This window comes from Streptomyces sp. NPDC104814, from assembly GCF_055583185.1.
In genome coordinates, this window is the sequence record NZ_JBVJOL010000016.1 from 16,453 (window position 1) to 32,842 (window position 16,390).

Sequence of the window (16,390 nt, forward strand, 5' to 3'; positions counted from 1 at the left end):
GGGACGGCGGCTCGTACCCCGGTCGGCGAGGGTGCGAGCCGCTCCCCCGGGTCAGATGGTGACGGCCTCGGGTCAGGTCGTGACGGCCCGGCGCTGTTCGGCGGTGTACTCCATGGCGTGCTGAACGACGCCGATCAGCACGTCCTTGACCGACGCGCGGTCGCGGGCGTCGGTGAGTACGACCGGGACCTCGTCGTCCAGGTCCAGTGCCGCGCGGACGTCCTCGGCCGGATACCGTGCGGCGCCCTCGAAGCAGTTGACCCCGACGACGAAAGGGATGGAACGGCGCTCGAAGTAGTCGACGGCGGCGAAGCAGTCCTCCAGGCGCCGGGTGTCGGCGAGGACGACGGCGCCGAGCGCGCCCTCCGACAACTCGTCCCACATGAACCAGAAGCGTTCCTGTCCGGGTGTGCCGAAGAGGTAGAGCACCAGGTCCTCGCGCAGGGTGATGCGCCCGAAGTCCATCGCGACGGTGGTGGTGTGCTTGCTCTCCACTCCTCGCGTGTCGTCGACGGGGCGTCCCGCCTCGGTGAGCAGTTCCTCGGTGCGCAGCGGTCTGATCTCGCTGACCGCGCCGACCAGCGTGGTCTTGCCCACGCCGAAGCCGCCGGCCACGAGGATCTTGAGCGTGAGGGGCTCGACCGGGGGCTTGCCGCGTTCAGAGCGCCCGAAGATCATCGGTTCCTTCTCCTGCTCGCTGGGGGTCGTCCGGCGGCGGGCCGTAGCCCCCTCCGCCGGGGGTCTCGATGACGAGTACGTCGCCGGGGGCGACGTCGGCCGAGTCGCTGCCGCCCAGTTCGGTCACGGTGCCGTCCGTGCGCTCGACCCGGTTGGCGCCCAGGGCTCCGGGCTCGCCTCCCGCCATCCCGTACGGCGGCACCCGGCGGTGCTGCGACAGCGTGGAGACGGTCATGGGGGCGTCGAAGCGGATGCGGCGCACCGCTCCGTCGCCGCCGCGCCACTGCCCGGCGCCGCCGCTGCCGCGCCGGATCGCGAACTCCTCGAGCCGCACGGGCAGCCGCCACTCCAGCACCTCGGGGTCGGTGAGCCGGGAGTTCGTCATATGGGTCTGCACGACGCTCGCGCCGGGGAAACCGTCCCCGGCGCCGGACCCGGAGGCGACCGTTTCGTAGTACTGGTGCCGGTCGTTGCCGAAGGTGACGTTGTTCATCGTGCCGGAGCCCTCGGCCTGCACGCCCAGCGCCCCGTACAGCGCGCCGGTGAGGGCCTGGGACGTCTCCACGTTGCCGGCGACGACGGCGGCGGGCGGCTCGGGGGCGAGCATCGAGCCGGGCGGCACGACGATCCGCAGCGGGCGCAGGCAGCCGTCGTTGAGCGGGATGTCGTCGGCGACCAGGGTGCGGAAGACGTACAGGACCGCGGCGTTGACGACCGAGAAGGGGGCGTTGAAGTTGGTGTCGAGCTGTGCCGAGGTGCCGGTGAAGTCGATGGTGGCCGTGCGCTGTGCGCGGTCCACGCGCACGCGTACCCGGATCACCGCGCCGGAGTCGGTCTCGTAGGCGTACTCCCCGTCGTCCAGCGCGTCGATCACCCGGCGGACGGCTTCCTCGGCGTTGTCCTGCACGTGCCGCATGTAGGCCTGGACGACGTCGAGCCCGAACGTGTCGATCATGCGGCCGACCTCTTCGACGCCCTTGTGGTTGGCGGCGATCTGGGCCCGCAGGTCGGCGAGGTTGGTCCTGGGGTTGCGGGACGGGTGCGGCGCCTCGGTCAGCAGGCGGTAGGTCTCCTGTTCGCGCAGGCGGCCGTCTTCGGCGAGCAGCCAGTTGTCGAACAGGACCCCTTCCTCCTCGATGGTCCGGCTGTCCGCGGGCATGGAGCCCGGCGCGATACCGCCGATCTCGGCGTGGTGGCCCCGGGAGGCGACGTGGAAGAGGATCCGTTCACCCTCCGTGTCGAAGACGGGGGTGATCACGGTGACGTCGGGCAGGTGGGTGCCGCCGTGGTACGGGTCGTTGACGGCGTAGGTGTCCCCGGGCCGCATCCGGTCACCGCGGCGCCGGACGACCTCCTTCACGCTGGTGCCCATCGAGCCCAGGTGGACGGGGATGTGCGGGGCGTTGGCCACCAGGTTTCCATCGGGGTCGAACAGGGCGCAGGAGAAGTCCAGACGCTCCTTGATGTTGACCGACTGGGCCGTGGACTCCAGGCGGGCGCCCATCTGCTCCGCGATGGACATGAAGAGATTGTTGAAGATCTCCAGCCGGACCGGGTCGGTTTCTGTGCCGACGTCGGAACTCTGCGTGACCGCCACGCGTTCCATGACCAGATGCCCGTCGTCACGGGCGGCGGCCTCCCAGCCGTCGTCGACGACGGTGGTCGCGCCGGCCTCGGTGATGATCGCGGGTCCGGTGACGGCATGGCCGGGAGCCAGGTGCTCCCGGCCATGCAGGGGTACGTCGCGCCAGGCGCCGCCGATGTGCAGGCGGACGGTCTCGGGGTCGGCGGGGGTGCCTTCGTACGGGGCGAGGGCGGACAGATCGGGGGGTGCGGTGATGCCGGTGGCTTCGACGGAGAGGGCTTCGACGACGATCGGACGGTCGAGCGTGAAGGAGTACGTGGCGCGATGACGTTCTTCGAACGCCTGCCGCATGGCGTCCGGCTCGGTCAGCTCGACGGTGAGGGTGGTGTCGGTGCCGTCGTAGCGGAGCTGGGCGCGGCGGCTGACGCGGATGCGGTCCTCGGGCACGTCCTCGGCGAGGAGTTCCGCACGGGCCGCGGCCTCCAGGTCGTCGGCGGTCCGGCGCACTCCGGGCAGTGCGGAGGGGTCCAGTGGGGCCTCGACGGACTGTTCCCGCATCGCGGTGGTGTCGGCGAGGCCGATGCCGAGGGCGGACAGCACGCCGGCCATGGGCGGGACGAGGACGGTGCGGATGCCGAGCGAGTCGGCGACCATGCACGCGTGCTGGCCGCCGGCGCCGCCGAACGTGGTGAGGGTGTAGCGGGTGACATCGTGGCCCTTCTGCACGGAGATCCGCTTCACCGCGTTGGCGATGTTGGCGACGGCGATCTCCAGGTAGCCCTCGGCGACCTGTTCGGGAGTGCGGTCGTCGCCGGTCTGCTCGCGGATCTGCCGGGAGAGCGCTTGGAAGCGGTCCCGGACGATGCCGGCGTCCAGGGGCTGATCGCCGTCCGGGCCGAAGACCTGGGGGAAGTGGGCCGGCTGGATGCGGCCGAGCATGACGTTGGCGTCCGTGACGGCGAGCGGTCCGCCGGCGCGGTAGCAGGCGGGGCCGGGGTCCGCTCCCGCCGAGTCCGGCCCTACGCGGTAGCGGGAGCCGTCGAAGTGCAGGACCGAGCCTCCGCCGGCCGCGACGGTGTGGATGTCGAGCATCGGGGCGCGCAGTCGGACCCCGGCGATCTGGGTGGTGAAGACGCGTTCGTAGGCGCCGGCGAAGTGCGAGACGTCGGTCGAGGTGCCGCCCATGTCGAACCCGATGACCCGGTCGAAGCCGGCCAGTTGCGACATCCTGGCCATGCCGACGATGCCGCCGGCCGGGCCCGACAGGATGGCGTCCTTGCCGCGGAACTGCCCGGCTTCGGCGAGGCCGCCGTTGGACTGCATGAACATCAGCCGGACGCCCTTCAGCTCGTCGGCTACATGCTGGACGTACCGGCGGAGCACGGGCGAGAGGTAGGCGTCGACGACGGCGGTGTCGCCGCGCGGGACGAGTTTCATCAGGGGGCTGACCTCGCTGGACAGCGAGATCTGCGGGAAGCCGATGCGGGCAGCCAGGTCGCCGACGGCCTGCTCGTGGGCCGGGTGGAGATGGCTGTGCATGCAGACCACGGCGACGGCGCGGATCCCGTCGTCGTACGCCTGCCGGAGGGGCCCGGTGAGGGCGTCCAGGTCGGGGGCGCGCAGGACGGTCCCGTCGGCGGCCATGCGCTCGTCCACCTCGACGACCCGCTCGTGGAGCAGTTCGGGCAGCTCGATACGGCGGGCGAAGATGTGCGGGCGGTTCTGGTAGGCGATGCGCAGGGCGTCGCGGAAGCCGCGGGTGATCACCAGCAGGGTGCGTTCGCCCTTGCGTTCGAGCAGCGCGTTGGTGGCGACCGTGGTGCCCATGCGGACGGCTTCCACCGGGTCCGAGGAACCGGCGAGCAGGGTGCGCACGCCGGCGACGGCCGCGTCGCCCTGGCGTGTGGGGGTGTCCGAGAGCAGCTTGTGCGTCAGCAGGCGGCCGTCCGGGCGGCGCGCGACGATGTCGGTGAACGTGCCGCCCCGGTCGATCCAGAACTGCCAGCCCGTCATGTCCTCACCCGGCTTCCGCGCTGTTCACAGCGCTCGCAGGCCGTTGATCACGTCGCGCAGAATACTCTCGTCGGGCAGCTCGGCAGGGGGTACGGGCCGGTTCACATGGACGAATTCGGCGTGCACGAGATCGCCGACGAGGACCCGGACCACGCCGATGGGCAGATCGAGCTCCGCTGCCAGCTCGGCGACCGACTGCGGGGTGGTGCGGCACAGCTCGACGATGTCCACGTGCTCCGGGGAGAGCGTGGGATCGGTTTCCGGGTCGCCCGCGTCGGGTTCCGTGACGACCACCGCGATCAGGTCGAGGCGGTGCTGGGCCGCACTGGTGGTGCGGCCGCGCGTCATGGCGTACGGGCGGACGACGGGTCCGGCCTCCTCGTCGAACCAGCGGCTGCTTGCCTGACCGTCTGCGCTCATGACCTCTCACTACCCGCCGGAGGGCAGATCGGTGCGCGGTGCGGTGCCCAGATGCACACCGACCCGCTTGACGAGGAGAGTCATCTCGTAGGCGACCTGGCCGACGTCGGAGTCGGCGTCGGACAGCACGGCGAGGCAGCTGCCGTCGCCCGCGGCGGTCACGAAGAGGAAGGCGTCGTCGAGCTCCACCACGGTCTGGCGGACACTGCCGGCCTCGAAATGCCGGCCCACGCCCTTGGCGAGGCTGTGGAAGCCCGAGGCGACGGCGGCAAGGTGCTCGCCGTCCTCCCGGGTGAGGTCCTTGGACACCCCGGTCGGCAGGCCGTCGCCGGAGAGCACGACGGCCTTGCGGATGCTGGCGACGCGGTCCACCAGGTCGTCGAGCAGCCAGTTGAGCTCCCCGTTGCTGGTCGTGCGGCCGGTCGGCTTCGGTGCGGTCATCGACCGTCCCCCTTAGTGGTTCCCTGTGGTGCTGAGCCGCGCGGGGCGGTCTCGCCCGCGGCGTTCTCCTCGCGGCCGCGCTGCCAGCCCCGCTGGAGCGAGGCCATACGGCTGCGTACTTCTTCCGCGTCCCGCTCCTCGGGCTCGACCGCGGCGGGGCGGGAGCCAAGGGTGGGCGTCTGCTTGAGCTGCGGAGCCAGGCTGGCCTGGCGCACCCGCCGGGGCAGCCCTCCCTGCGCGGTGGGGGCCTCGGCGGCCCTGGCCGGAGGCGGGGTGCCGGTGGAGTCCCGGTCGGCGGACGGGGAACGACCACCGGGCAGGTCTGGACCGCTCGGCCACCGCGGGTCCTGGCCCTGGGGCCGGGTGTCGGCGGAGTCCCGGTCGGCGGACGGGGCACGGCTGGGCAGCGCTCGCTCCGGGGACGGGGCACGGCCGGGCACGTCGGGGCTGCCCGACGGTGCGGGGGCGTCGGCCGGGTCGTCGGAACTGGCGGTGACCGGTTCCACCGGGCGGCGGTCGGCCGTGCCGCGGTGGTGCGGTGCGGGGCCGCCCCTGCGGCGGGTGGGCAGCGGCGCCGGGTTCTCCGCTTCGGACGCCGGGCGCGGGCCCAACCGGGGCGCGGGCTCCGCGTCCTCCTCCCGCCGTGACCGCCGCTCTCCGACCGGGCGGCCGTGCGAGCTGACGAGCTTGGGGGTCTGGCGCCGGGGCAGCGGCACCGGGCTGCCCGCGGCGGGCGTCCGGTCGGCCGGGTCCGCGGCGTCCGGCTCGCGCTGGGCGCCGAGGCCACCGCGCAGCGATCCCCGTGGTTCGCCCGCGGGAGCGTCCGGAGTCCCCGTCAGGGAGCGGCGGGGACGGAACAGGCCGCCGTCCTCGTCGAGCACGTCGGGCAGGTCGCCGAGCGCGTCCAGATCGACGGGAGCGTCCAGCTCGACCGGCCCGTCCAGCAGTGAGGCCGGCAGACCGGGCAGCTGCACGGGGCTCTTGGCGAGGGCTGGACGGCGCCGGCCGGCCGCCTTGGTGTCCTTGGCGGTGTGCGGACGGTCCAGGCGGAAGCCGATGCCGTTCGTGTCGGGAACGTCGTCGCTCAGCAGGGCGTCCGGCAGGAAGACGACGGCCGTGGTGCCGCCGTAGGGGGACGGCTGGAGGGAGACCCGGACGTTCTGGCGCTGGGCGAGCCGGCTGACCACGAACAGGCCGAGCCGGTCGGTGTCGGAGAGTTCGAACTCGGGTGTCTCGGCGAGGCGCAGGTTGGCGTCGAGCAGGGCCTCGGCGGTCATGCCCAGGCCGCGGTCGTGTATCTCGAGGGTGAAGCCGTTGGCGACCCGCTCGCCCACGACGTGGACGGCGGTGTGGGGCGGTGAGAACACGGTGGCGTTCTCGAGCAGTTCGGCGACGAGGTGGGTGAGGTCGGCGACGGCGGGGCCGGTGACGGCGACCCTAGGCAGCCGGCGGACCTCGACGCGTTCGTAGTCCTCGACTTCCGCGACGGCGGCCCGGACCACGTCCATCAGCTGGACCGGCTTGCGCCACTGCCGGGAGGGCGCGGCACCGGAGAGGATCACCAGGCCCTCGGCGTGCCGGCGCATCCGGGTCGTCAGATGGTCGAGGCGGAAGAGGTCGGCGAGTTCCTCGGTGTCCTCGGTCCTGCGCTCCATGGTGTCGAGCAGGGTGAGCTGCTTGTGCAGCAGGACCTGGCTGCGGCGGGCGAGGTTGACGAACACCTCGGAGACGCCGGCGCGCAACTCGGCCTGTTTGACGGCGGCTTCGACGGCGGCGCGCTGCAGGGTGTTCAAGGCCTGCCCGACTTCGCCGATCTCGTTCCTGTCGTACTCCAGGCGCGGGACCTCGGTCTCCACGTCTACCTTTTCGCCCGCGGAAAGGCGCCGCATCACACTGGGCAGGCGCACGCCGGACGCCTCGTGCGCATCCGTGCGCAGCTGGCGCAGATCCCGGACGAGGACGCGTCCGATACGCACGGACAGCAGCAGGGACAGCACCAGGGCGACGAGGCCGAGGGCTCCGGCGAAGACCGCCTTGAGGATGACGTTCATCGCGACGGGCTGGACCCGGTCCTGGTAGCGGGCGCCCGCATCGTCGTCGAGGGTGCCGAGTTCCCGCAGCGCGGTGCCTGCCGCGGTGTCCCAGCCCTTGGCGGTGACGTCGTCGGGCAGGCGGCCCGGGGACGCGGCGAGGACCGACTGCTCGGCGGAGCGCAGCGGCGCGGTGGTGGCGTTCTTCCAGAAGCGTTCGTAGCGTTCGCACTCCGCGCCGGGCAGTTGCGGGAGGCTGACCTCGTAGAGGACCTCGCGCTGGGCGACCAGGTCGGAGACGTGGCGCATCTCGTCCCGCCTGATCTTTCCGACCACCAGGGCGGAGCCGAGGAGGGCATCCTCCCGGGAGAGCAGTTCGCGGGCGCGGGCGGTGTTGACGAGGGCCCGGTACTCCTTGTCCATCTCGACGCTGTCGACGACGTCGAGTGTGGACAGCAGGGTGAAGCACGGGTCGACCAGGCGGTTGTAGAGGTCGAGGGCCTGGGCGCGGCTGACGGTGCCCTGTTCGACGCTGCGGCGCAGCGAGGCGATGCCGTCGAAGGCGTCCAGGACGGCGGTGACGCCCTCGCTGTCGTCCGGGTCGAGGTCCTCTCGCACATCGGACGCGGTCGCGTTGCGGCGGACCTCGGCGACGGCCTTGTCGGTGGCGGTCCGGGTGCGGCGCAGCGCGGCCAGTGCGTCGGCGGCCCTCGGGTCGGCCAGGTAGACGAGGGTCTGCCGGCGTTCCTGCTGCAGGACGCGGACGGTGTCCTCGACCGGAAAACCGACGTTCTCCATGACGGAGGAGACGCTGAACAGCCGGCCGGCCTCCCGGCCGGTGAGCACTGTGGCGAAGGCCCAGATCGCGGTCAGGGACACCAGCGGCACGAGAAGCAGCGCCACGATCTTCCGGCGGATCGACTTCCCGCGAAAGCGCATGGCCTCCCCCAGCTCGACCCCCACCAGCAGGGGGTACACATGTACGTCAACAAACGGCGCGAGCCTACTACCGACGCACAGGTAACTCGAAAGGTCGTCCGGAACCTGAACTTCCGCACCAGGGGCTCGACATGCGGAGGTGTCCGGGCATTGCGGGAGATTGTTCGGCGGGCTACGGCGGCACGGCCACCGCGAACCGGCGCACCGAACTTCGGGAAGTGGCTGGATTTTTACGCCGCGCGGGAATCTTCGCGCCGTCCTGTTCGTCCTTCTCTACAGGAAATGGGGGCGGAAGGCACCACAGGAGCCACATCCCGCCTCCCGGGGGCTTAAAGCAGCGCAAGCCGGGCAGCCAGTCAAGGAGCCGGAGATCTTCCGGCATCGAGGGGAACGGTTCGACCGGCGGTGGGGAGGGGCACGTTGATGGGCACGGCGGAGCGGCGCCAGACACCTGGGGCCGGCACGGCGGACAGCACGCCGGAGCGGCGCGGATGGCGGCACCCGGATCTCGGCGGTCCGGCCGACGAGAGTGGGGCCGAGCGGACGGACCACGAAAACCGGGCAGGATACCGGCCGTTGTGGGTCGAGGAGCCCGCGCGCCGGCGCCGGCTGCCCGATCCGGTGCGCACGGCCGCCGTACGGGCGGTGCTGATCATCTCCGTGACGTTGATACAGGCCGTGACGGCCTTCCTGTGCACGATGGCCGGGTCCTGGCTGGCCTTCCCGATGGTGCTGAGCAGCATCGCGAGCACGGTGGTGGCCACCTGGAGCGTCCTCGACGTGTGGGTGACCCGCCAGGTGTGGAACCAGCGCAACGGCGTGGTGTCGGCGCCGAGCAGCACCGCGCGGGCGCTGCGCCGCGAGCGGCGGCGCGCCCGACGGGCCGCCGAGCGGGGCCAGGGGCGAATAGGGCGGCGCGGGAGCGCCGGTCAGCTGTCGCATCCCTGACACCGCCGCACCGCCGTACGCACGGTGCGCTGCGCACCGCCGTACGCGCGGCGCACAGCGCACCCCCGTACGCACGGCACGCCGCGCACCCTGTACGCCCGGCTAAGGAGTCGTCGGTGCCGGTCGCTTGAACATCCGCGTCGCGGTGATCTCGCTGTGCGCCGCCTCCCCGGCGGGGATCTGCTGGGGCAGACCGGGCCGCAGGTGTTCCTCGACGCTGATGTACTTCAGACCCGCCCGCAGGTCGGCGTCGTTGCGCAGCCGGATCACCAGCGGGAACTCCGCCAGGGCGGTGGTGTCGAACAGACCGGTGGTGTACAGCAGCTGCACACCGAGCGCGTCGGACACGGCCCGCTGGAGTTCCAGCAGATAGGTGGCGTTGGCGCGGCCGATGGGGTTGTCGAGGAAGAGGGTGCCGGCGTGCCGGTGCTTGTCCCGGCCCCGGTCGTTGGAGCGCAGCGCGGCCATCGTGCAGTACAGCGCGATCGCGGCGGTGAGCAGCTGGCCGCCGGAGAACACGTCGCCCATCTGCCCGACCGGCACCCGCTCGGCGCGCAGCACGGCGTCCGGCTTGAGAATCTCCACGGCGACGCCCTTGGGCTGGAGGGCCGCCGCCACTCCGCGCAGCAGCAGGGACATGCCGTCGCGGCGCAGGTCGGAGTTCTTCCTCACGGCCGCGCGGGTGGCCTCGTCGACGACCTCGCCGAGGCGCTCGGTGAGGGTGGCCTGGTCGGGTTCCTCGAAGCGGATGCGCAGGAACTCCTGCCCGGACCACTCGCCGAGCCCCTCGGGCAGCCGGGACAGCCGCTGGGCCGAGCGCAGGGTGGCCAGCGCGGTCTCCACCAGGCCGCGCAGCCGGTCCACGATCGAGTCGCGGTTGCGCTCCAGCTGTGCCAGCTCGTCGGTGAGGACGCGCAGACGGGGCGCGAAGGCGTCGGCCCACTTCTGGGCGTGCTCGGGCAGCGCGGAGGCGGGCAGTTCGCGGATCTGCTGGCGGGCGGGGGTGCGGACCTGCTCGTAGCGGGTGGAGTTGGCGTGCCGGACGAGGACGTCGCTCGCCTCGCGGACGGAGGCCTCGGCGGCGGACAGGTCGGCGGCGCAGCTCCGCAGTGATCGGCGGGTCTCGGCGGCCGCGTGGCGGGCCTCCTCCAGTGTGCCGGGGTAGGGCTCGGACTCCTCCTGCTCCTCGTCACCGGCGTGCTCGCGCAGCAGGTCGCGGAGCATCGCGGCGAGCTCCTCGAAGCCGCCGACCGCGTCCTCGGCCGCACGGTGGGCCTGGAGCAGCTCGGCGTGCGCGTCGCGGGCCTGGGCCAGCGCCTCGGTGTGGGAAGCGAGTTCGGCGCTCGCCGTGCGCAGCAGGGCCTGGGCCTGGTCGGCGTCGCGAGGGACCAGTTCCTCGGGCAGTTCGGTGTGGGTCTCGCCGTCCTCGGGGGCGTGCCGTTCGGCCTCGCCGCGCAGCCGGCCGAGCTGTTCGCTGGCGTTCGACATGCGGGTCTCCAGGAGCTGCACCAGCTCCTCGGCGCGGGCGGCGGCCGCCTGCCGGGACGGTCCGTCGGAGCCGTCGGGGGATTCGAGCAGCTGCTCGGCACGGGTGCGGACCTTGTTGCTGAGCCGGTCCAGTTCGGCGCGCGCGGCGCTCTCGTCGCTCTCGGCGCGGGCCTGTTCGGCGCGCAGATCGGCGCCGACACCGACCTTCTCGTACACCTGGGAGGCAGCCCGGTAGGCCTCGCGCAGCGCGGGCAGGGACGCCTTGGTCGTGTCCCCGTCCGCCTCCGGTACGTCGTCCGGGGCGCCGGCGATCTCGGAGCGCTCGGCGCGCAGCGCGCGTGCGGTGCGGCGGGCGTCGTCGGCGGCGCGCTGGGCGGCGCGGCGGTCCTCGTCCGCGGCGCGGGCCCGCTCCAGGCAGGCCTGGGCGCGGGCCTCGGACTCGGTGGCCTCGTCGGCGAGTTCACGCAGGCGGGCCTGCCAGCCGGCGCGTTCGCGCAGCCGGAAGGCGAGTCCGGCGAGGGCGTCGGCGGCGCGGCGGGCCTTCTGTGCGGCCTCCTGGCGCTCGTCGCGGACGCGGACCGCCTCGGCGGCGCTCTCCTCGGCCTCGGCGCGGGCGGTGCGGGCCTCGGCCAGCTCGGCTTCGGTCTCCTCGGCGAACGCGCGTGCCTCACGGGCGGCCTCGGCGAGTTCGACGAGCCGGCCGGCGGGGCAGCCCGTGCGCCAGGACGCGAGCCGGGCGGACAGCTCGCGGTCCTTGCCGAGGCGGGCGGCGAGGGCGCGGATCTCCTCGTCGCGTGCGGTGGCCCGGGCGCGCAGCGCCTGCCGTTCCTCGTCGGCGGCGTGCTCGTCGTGCATGGCCGGGTTCGGCGGGACGAGGAACACCTCCCCGCTGTCCGTCTCCACGGCCGGGGCGGGGGCGAGCAGGGCGGCCGCCGTGCCGACGGCGACGGCTGAACGGGGCAGCAGGGCCGCGTCGCCGAGCGCCTGGCGTGCGCGGGCGTGCGAGTCGGGGTCGGTGATGATCACGCCGTCGACCAGCTCGGGCCGGGCGGCCAGCACGCGCGCGTGGTCGGCGGGATCGACGGCCTGGGCGAGGTAGCGCCAGCCGGGCAGGGCGGGGATGCCGTGTTCGCCGAGGAACTCGACGGTGGCGAGGACGTCCGGGCCGGGCGGCAGCAGTCCGCCGTCGCCGAGCGCGCCCAGGATGCGGGCGTCGTCGGCGGCGGCCGTACGCAGGTCGAACAGCTGGCGTTCGGCGGAGGAGACGGCGTCGTCGAGGAGTTCGCGCAGCTCGTCGGCGCAGCGGTCCAGCTCCTCCGGCGTCAGGGCACCGCGGCCGCCGTCGTCGTCGCCCTGCCGGGGCTGCGGGATCGCGGAGCGCGCGTCGGTCAGGCCGAGCAGTTCGGCGAGCCGCTCCTCGCGGGACAGGGCTTCGGCGGTGCGCCGCTCGCCGTCGTGGGAGCGCTCGGCGGCGGTGGCGGCGTCGGCGGCACGGGCGGCGGTCAGTTCGGCGCGGGTCTCGGCGGCGGCTGTCTCACGCGCGTGCTCGGTGGCCCGGCGCGCCGCCTCGCGGGCGGTGTCCCAGGCGGCCACCGCGGTCTTCTCGGCGTCGGAGGCGGCGAGGGCGGCGCGGGCCGGGTCGGCGTCGGGCGTGCTGTCGTCGAGCCAGCCGGCGCGGACGGCCTCGGCGGTCTCCTGCTCGACCTCGCCGAGGCGCTGGCGCAGGTGCCCGACCTCGCTGCGGGCGCGCTGTGCCTCGGTCGCGGCGGCAGTGGAGTCCCGGTAGGCCGCGTCGCTGACCTCCTGGAGCTGCGCGGAGCGCTCCTCCCCCTCGTTGGCGAGGTTCTCGGCGTTCTCCGCGGCGGCGTGCAGGGCCCGGACCAGGTCGACGGCGGCCTTGGTGCGCGCGGCGAGCGCGGGGGCCGCGTCCCGTTCCGCCTCCTGGATCGCGGCGGACACCCGGGCGACCCGGTCGGCGGCCGCGCGGTGGCGCAGGACGGCCTCCGCGGCCTGCCAGGCGGCGTGCAGGGTGCGGGCGTCGGCCAGCTCGCGCTTCTGCGCGGCGGCGGCCTTCTCGGCGGCGGTCAACGCCAGGGAGGCGTGCCGGTAGGCGAGTTCGGCCGCGATGAGGGCGCTGCGCTCGCGGGCGCCCTCGGCATGGGTGACGGCGTAGGCGGCGGCCGTGACCCGCTGGGCGAGGTCGGTGGCGCGGGTGCGTTCCTGCACGGCCCGTGCGGTCAGCCGGCGCGCCAGGGTGCGGGTGCGGCGCTCGGCGCCCGCGTGGACGTCACGCGCGCGTGCGCGGGCGTCGGCGGCCTCGACGATCCGGCCGAGCAGGTCGACGGAGCCGGCGGTGAAGTCGCGTTCGGCGATCAGCTCGGCGCGCCGGCCCAGCTTGTTGCCGAAGCCGCCGACCAGGTCGGCGAGTCCGTCGGTGTCGCGGGTGTCGGTGACGGCGCGCAGCAGCAGGTCGGTGAAGTCGGAGTCCTTCTTGACCGCGAACAGGCCGGCGGCCTCGCCCTCGTCGGCGTTCATCTCCCGCTGGTAGCGGAAGAGTTCGGGGTCGAGGCCGAGGTCGCCGAGGTGCTCGATCCAGCGGTCGTGGATCTCCTCCCAGTGCACCTCCAGGTGCGGGTACGCCTTGCCCGCCTCGGTGATCGCGTCGCGGAAGCCCTTCATGGTGCGGCGGCGGCCCTGCGCGCCGGACTGGCCCTCGACGGGCGGGCGTACGGCGGTGGACTCGGCGACCGGCAGGTTGTCCAGGGAGAGCCCGGGACCGGGCCGGAAGGAGTACCAGGCCTCGGCGAACTTGCGCGGGTCGTTGGAGACCTGGCGGCCGCGCCACTCGCTGACCTTGCCGACGACGACACACTCGCCGGTCTGCACATGCTGCCACTCCAGGGCGACGTGTCCGCAGTCGTCGGCCAGCAGGAACTTGCGCAGCACGCCGGAGCTGGCGCCGCCCAGGGTGTTGCGGTGGCCCGGCAGCATCACCGAGAAGATCAGCTTGAGCAGGACGGACTTGCCGCCGCCGTTCTCCAGGAAGAGCACGCCGGCCGGTGCGGGGCGGCGCGGCGGGCCGACCGGCTCCTCCTCGAAGAACTCCGCCTGGGCCGGCGCGGGGTCGGGCACCGGCTCACCCACACCTCGCAGGTCAAGCACGGTGTCGGCGTAGCGGGCACCGGCGGGACCGATGGAGTAGAGGCGGACCCGGGACAGCTCGTACATGGCGGACTCTCGTTAAGTCTTCGAACAGGTGCGGTGGTTCTGCGGTGCTGGTCAGGAATGGAACGGCAGCCCGGCGTCGGCCACCAGGTCCAGGTCCTCGGTGTCCTCGGCCGGCAGCAGCGTCGGCGTGCCGTCCGTGACGGGGACGACGCCCAGCTCCAGCAGTTCGGCCAGGGCGGCGCTGCCGGCCATGTCGCGCACCTGGAGCTGGTAGCGGGCCGTGGTGCGGTAGGTGCCGCCGTTGTCGTCGCCGGTGCGCTGCAGGAACCCGGAGTCGGTGAGGAACGCGACGGCCTTGGCGACGATGCCGGTGGTCGAACCGGCGAGCCGGCGGGCGTCCTTGGTGGCGCCGGTGGCGCTGCGTCTGGCCCAGATCCGCCAGGCCGCTTCCAGGCCGGGCGCGTCGGTGACCGGGTCGGTGTTCTCGCCCTGTTCGGCGGCCCGCTCCTCCAGGCGGCGGCAGGCCTGACGGACGAAGGCGTCCACGCCGTTGACGGTGACGCGGCCGATGTAGCCGTCGTCGGCGAGGTCCTCGGGGCGCGGGAAGGCGAGGGCGGCCACCGCGAGATGGGCGAGGCCGTGCAGGAAGCGGTCGCCTGAGTCGGCGGAGGCGCGACGCGCGTAGTCGCCCATGCGGACGGCGAAGACGGAGTCCTCTGCGGCGGTCACAGCCATACCGGCGCGCGGCGACACCTCCAGCACCACCAGGCCGAGCCCGGCGGCGACGGCGTCGGCGAGCCGGGCGAACGGCGGGTCCTCGCGGTAGCGGCGCAGCAGGTCGGCGTACTCCTGGTCGCGGGCCGGCTGGAGCTTGGGCTGCAGGCCGAAGGCGACGAGCCGGGCCGCGTCGGCGGCGTCGGCGGGGGTGACGGCGGCGGATGCCGGGGCGGGTCCGGCTTCCGGCTCACTCCACTCGACGTGCTCGGTCACGGCTGTCGCTCCTTGTCATGCGGGTGGTGCGGGTGGTGCGGGTCGTACGTGTCGCAGGTGTCGTACGTAAGTGGGTCGTACGGGTGGTGCGGGTCGTACCCGTCGTACGTCAGTGGGTCGTGCGCGCACCGGCTCATGCCGCGTCCGTCCGGTCCGCGGCCATTCCCGCCGCGTCCAGCAGGGCCGTGCCGACGATGAGGTCGGCGCCGCCGAACTCCGGGTCGTCCAGCTCGGTGCCGTCGTCGACGGCGAACAGCAGCTTCTCCTCGCCCTGCCGGTAGGCGGTACCGAAGGGCGGGCTGGCCGCGTGCACGGCCAGCAGGGCGACCAGGTACGGCAGGTCGGGGTCCTTGGTGCGGGCCTCGGCGAGCAGACCGGACAGCCGGCGGGGCGCGTCGTGCGGCAGGTCGAGCAGCTCCTGCGCGGCGGCCATCTGCTCCTCGCTGAACCGGCTGTCGTCGGGCGTGGCGACCAGGTCCGGCTCGGGCATCTCGGCGCCGAGGTGCTCGCGCTCCACGGGCGGGGTGAGCAGTATGTCGACCAGGTCGCCGACCCGCACGGCCACCGGGGTGCGCAGGCCCGTGCCGCGGTGGAAGAACGCGTCCGTCACGCGCGTGGCCCGCTCCAGCGGCAGCGGCAGGGTCGGTGCGAGGAGGTGGCCGTACAGGTCGAGTCCCGACGTCGTCAGCGGCGTGGCGAAGGCCTGCCGGTCCTGTTCGGCGCGGAAGAGGGGGCCGGCCTCCAGCAGACGGGACTGGAGCTGGGTGTGGCGGCGGATGCAGTCCTTGACGATGTCGACGAGCTCGGCGGCGCGCCGCTTGTGCTCGGGTTCCTCGGACTCGTCGCGGGCCTTGCGGATGTTGGTGAGGATCGCGTTCTCGTGGCGGTACCGCTCGGCGACATGGTCGAGGGCCTCGGCGATCATGTCGGGTACGGCGTTCAGCCAGTCCACCGCGCGGACGTTGCGCCGGGTCGCGTCCAGGGCGCGGCGCAGGGTCTCCGAGTACTGCACCGTGCGGTAGCGCGCCTGCTCGGCGGCGAGCTGGGCGTCGGCCAGGCGGCCGCGGCTGATCAGGACCTCGAGCTTGACCTCGGCGGCGATCTGGGCGGAGGTGACGTCGGTGTCGAGGGCTCCGACCAGGACGTTGACCGCTTCGTCGGTCGTGCGCAGATAGACCGTGCCGCCCGGTCCCGGGACCTCCTCGATCAGCTTGAAGTCGTAGTCCCGGCGGACGTAGGAGCCGTCGGAGGCGAAGGTGCCGTACACCGCGCGGAAGCCGCGGTCGACGCTGCCGACGTTGATCAGGTTCTCCAGGACCCAGCGGGCCACCCGCTCGTGTTCGGCGGGCGGGCGGTTGGGGGCCTGGGCGGCGATGCGCGGGATCAGCCGGGCGACGATCTGCTCGTGGTCGGCGCCCGTGTCGAAGTCCATGTTGAGTGTGACGAGGTCGATGGCGGCGAGGGCGATCTCCGCCATGCCGTACACCGAGTACTCACCGGCGAGGTTGGCCTTGCGCGCGTCGAGGTCGTGGATCGGCGCGGTGCAGGCGAGCGCGCGCAGCCGCCGCGCCAGGCCCTCGTCGGCGGCCGGGCCCGGCGCGGGGCGCGGCCCCGCGCTGAGCTGGGGCGGAGCGCTGTCCGTCGATGCAGGCGAAGTCACGGTGCACAGACTAGGTCCTTGGTCTGACAA

Annotated in this window: 10 protein-coding genes; 1 reads left to right on the forward strand and 9 read right to left on the reverse strand. The window is 73.4% G+C overall.

Annotated features, from left to right (window positions below; translation table 11 throughout):
• Nucleotides 1-72 precede the first annotated feature (72 nt).
• From ACZ64A_RS34800 to ACZ64A_RS34820, 5 genes are read right to left on the reverse strand one after another with little or no spacing between them, the layout of a single operon-like run.
• Nucleotides 73-678, reverse strand: coding sequence for a GTP-binding protein (locus tag ACZ64A_RS34800; RefSeq protein ID WP_469815937.1), 606 nt, complete (start codon nucleotides 676-678; stop codon nucleotides 73-75).
• Complete coding sequence (locus ACZ64A_RS34805; protein WP_469815938.1) at nucleotides 659-4,276, reverse strand: hydantoinase B/oxoprolinase family protein; 3,618 nt, start codon at nucleotides 4,274-4,276, stop codon at nucleotides 659-661. The genes ACZ64A_RS34800 and ACZ64A_RS34805 overlap by 20 nt, the downstream gene beginning before the upstream one ends.
• 24 nt (nucleotides 4,277-4,300) lie before the next feature.
• Entirely contained in the window at nucleotides 4,301-4,696 is a 396-nt protein-coding gene (locus ACZ64A_RS34810) for a DUF742 domain-containing protein (protein WP_469815939.1), read from the reverse strand.
• A gap of 9 nt (nucleotides 4,697-4,705) precedes the next feature.
• A complete protein-coding gene (locus tag ACZ64A_RS34815; protein WP_361637363.1) occupies nucleotides 4,706-5,137 on the reverse strand; it encodes a roadblock/LC7 domain-containing protein in 432 nt (143 codons plus the stop codon).
• Nucleotides 5,134-8,106 carry a nitrate- and nitrite sensing domain-containing protein gene (locus ACZ64A_RS34820; protein WP_469815940.1) on the reverse strand — a complete coding sequence of 991 codons (2,973 nt, stop codon included), beginning with the start codon at nucleotides 8,104-8,106 and terminating at the stop codon, nucleotides 5,134-5,136. Before ACZ64A_RS34820 ends, ACZ64A_RS34815 begins: the two co-directional genes overlap by 4 nt.
• Nucleotides 8,107-8,529: 423 nt before the next feature.
• Between ACZ64A_RS34820 and ACZ64A_RS34825 the strand changes: the two genes are divergently transcribed.
• The gene (locus tag ACZ64A_RS34825; RefSeq protein ID WP_469815941.1) at nucleotides 8,530-9,054 is read left to right on the forward strand and encodes a hypothetical protein; all 525 of its coding nucleotides are present in this window, start codon (nucleotides 8,530-8,532) and stop codon (nucleotides 9,052-9,054) included.
• A gap of 102 nt (nucleotides 9,055-9,156) precedes the next feature.
• On the opposite strand, the gene ACZ64A_RS34830 is transcribed toward ACZ64A_RS34825, so the two are convergent.
• From ACZ64A_RS34830 to ACZ64A_RS34845, 4 genes are read right to left on the reverse strand one after another with little or no spacing between them, the layout of a single operon-like run.
• Complete coding sequence (locus ACZ64A_RS34830) at nucleotides 9,157-13,770, reverse strand: hypothetical protein (protein WP_469815942.1); 4,614 nt, start codon at nucleotides 13,768-13,770, stop codon at nucleotides 9,157-9,159.
• Between the two features lie 51 nt (nucleotides 13,771-13,821).
• Complete coding sequence (locus ACZ64A_RS34835) at nucleotides 13,822-14,700, reverse strand: hypothetical protein (RefSeq protein ID WP_469815943.1); 879 nt, start codon at nucleotides 14,698-14,700, stop codon at nucleotides 13,822-13,824.
• Nucleotides 14,697-14,837 carry a hypothetical protein gene (locus ACZ64A_RS34840; protein WP_469815944.1) on the reverse strand — a complete coding sequence of 47 codons (141 nt, stop codon included), beginning with the start codon at nucleotides 14,835-14,837 and terminating at the stop codon, nucleotides 14,697-14,699. The genes ACZ64A_RS34835 and ACZ64A_RS34840 overlap by 4 nt, the downstream gene beginning before the upstream one ends.
• A complete protein-coding gene (locus tag ACZ64A_RS34845; RefSeq protein WP_469815945.1) occupies nucleotides 14,834-16,360 on the reverse strand; it encodes a hypothetical protein in 1,527 nt (508 codons plus the stop codon). The genes ACZ64A_RS34840 and ACZ64A_RS34845 overlap by 4 nt, the downstream gene beginning before the upstream one ends.
• Nucleotides 16,361-16,390 lie beyond the last annotated feature (30 nt).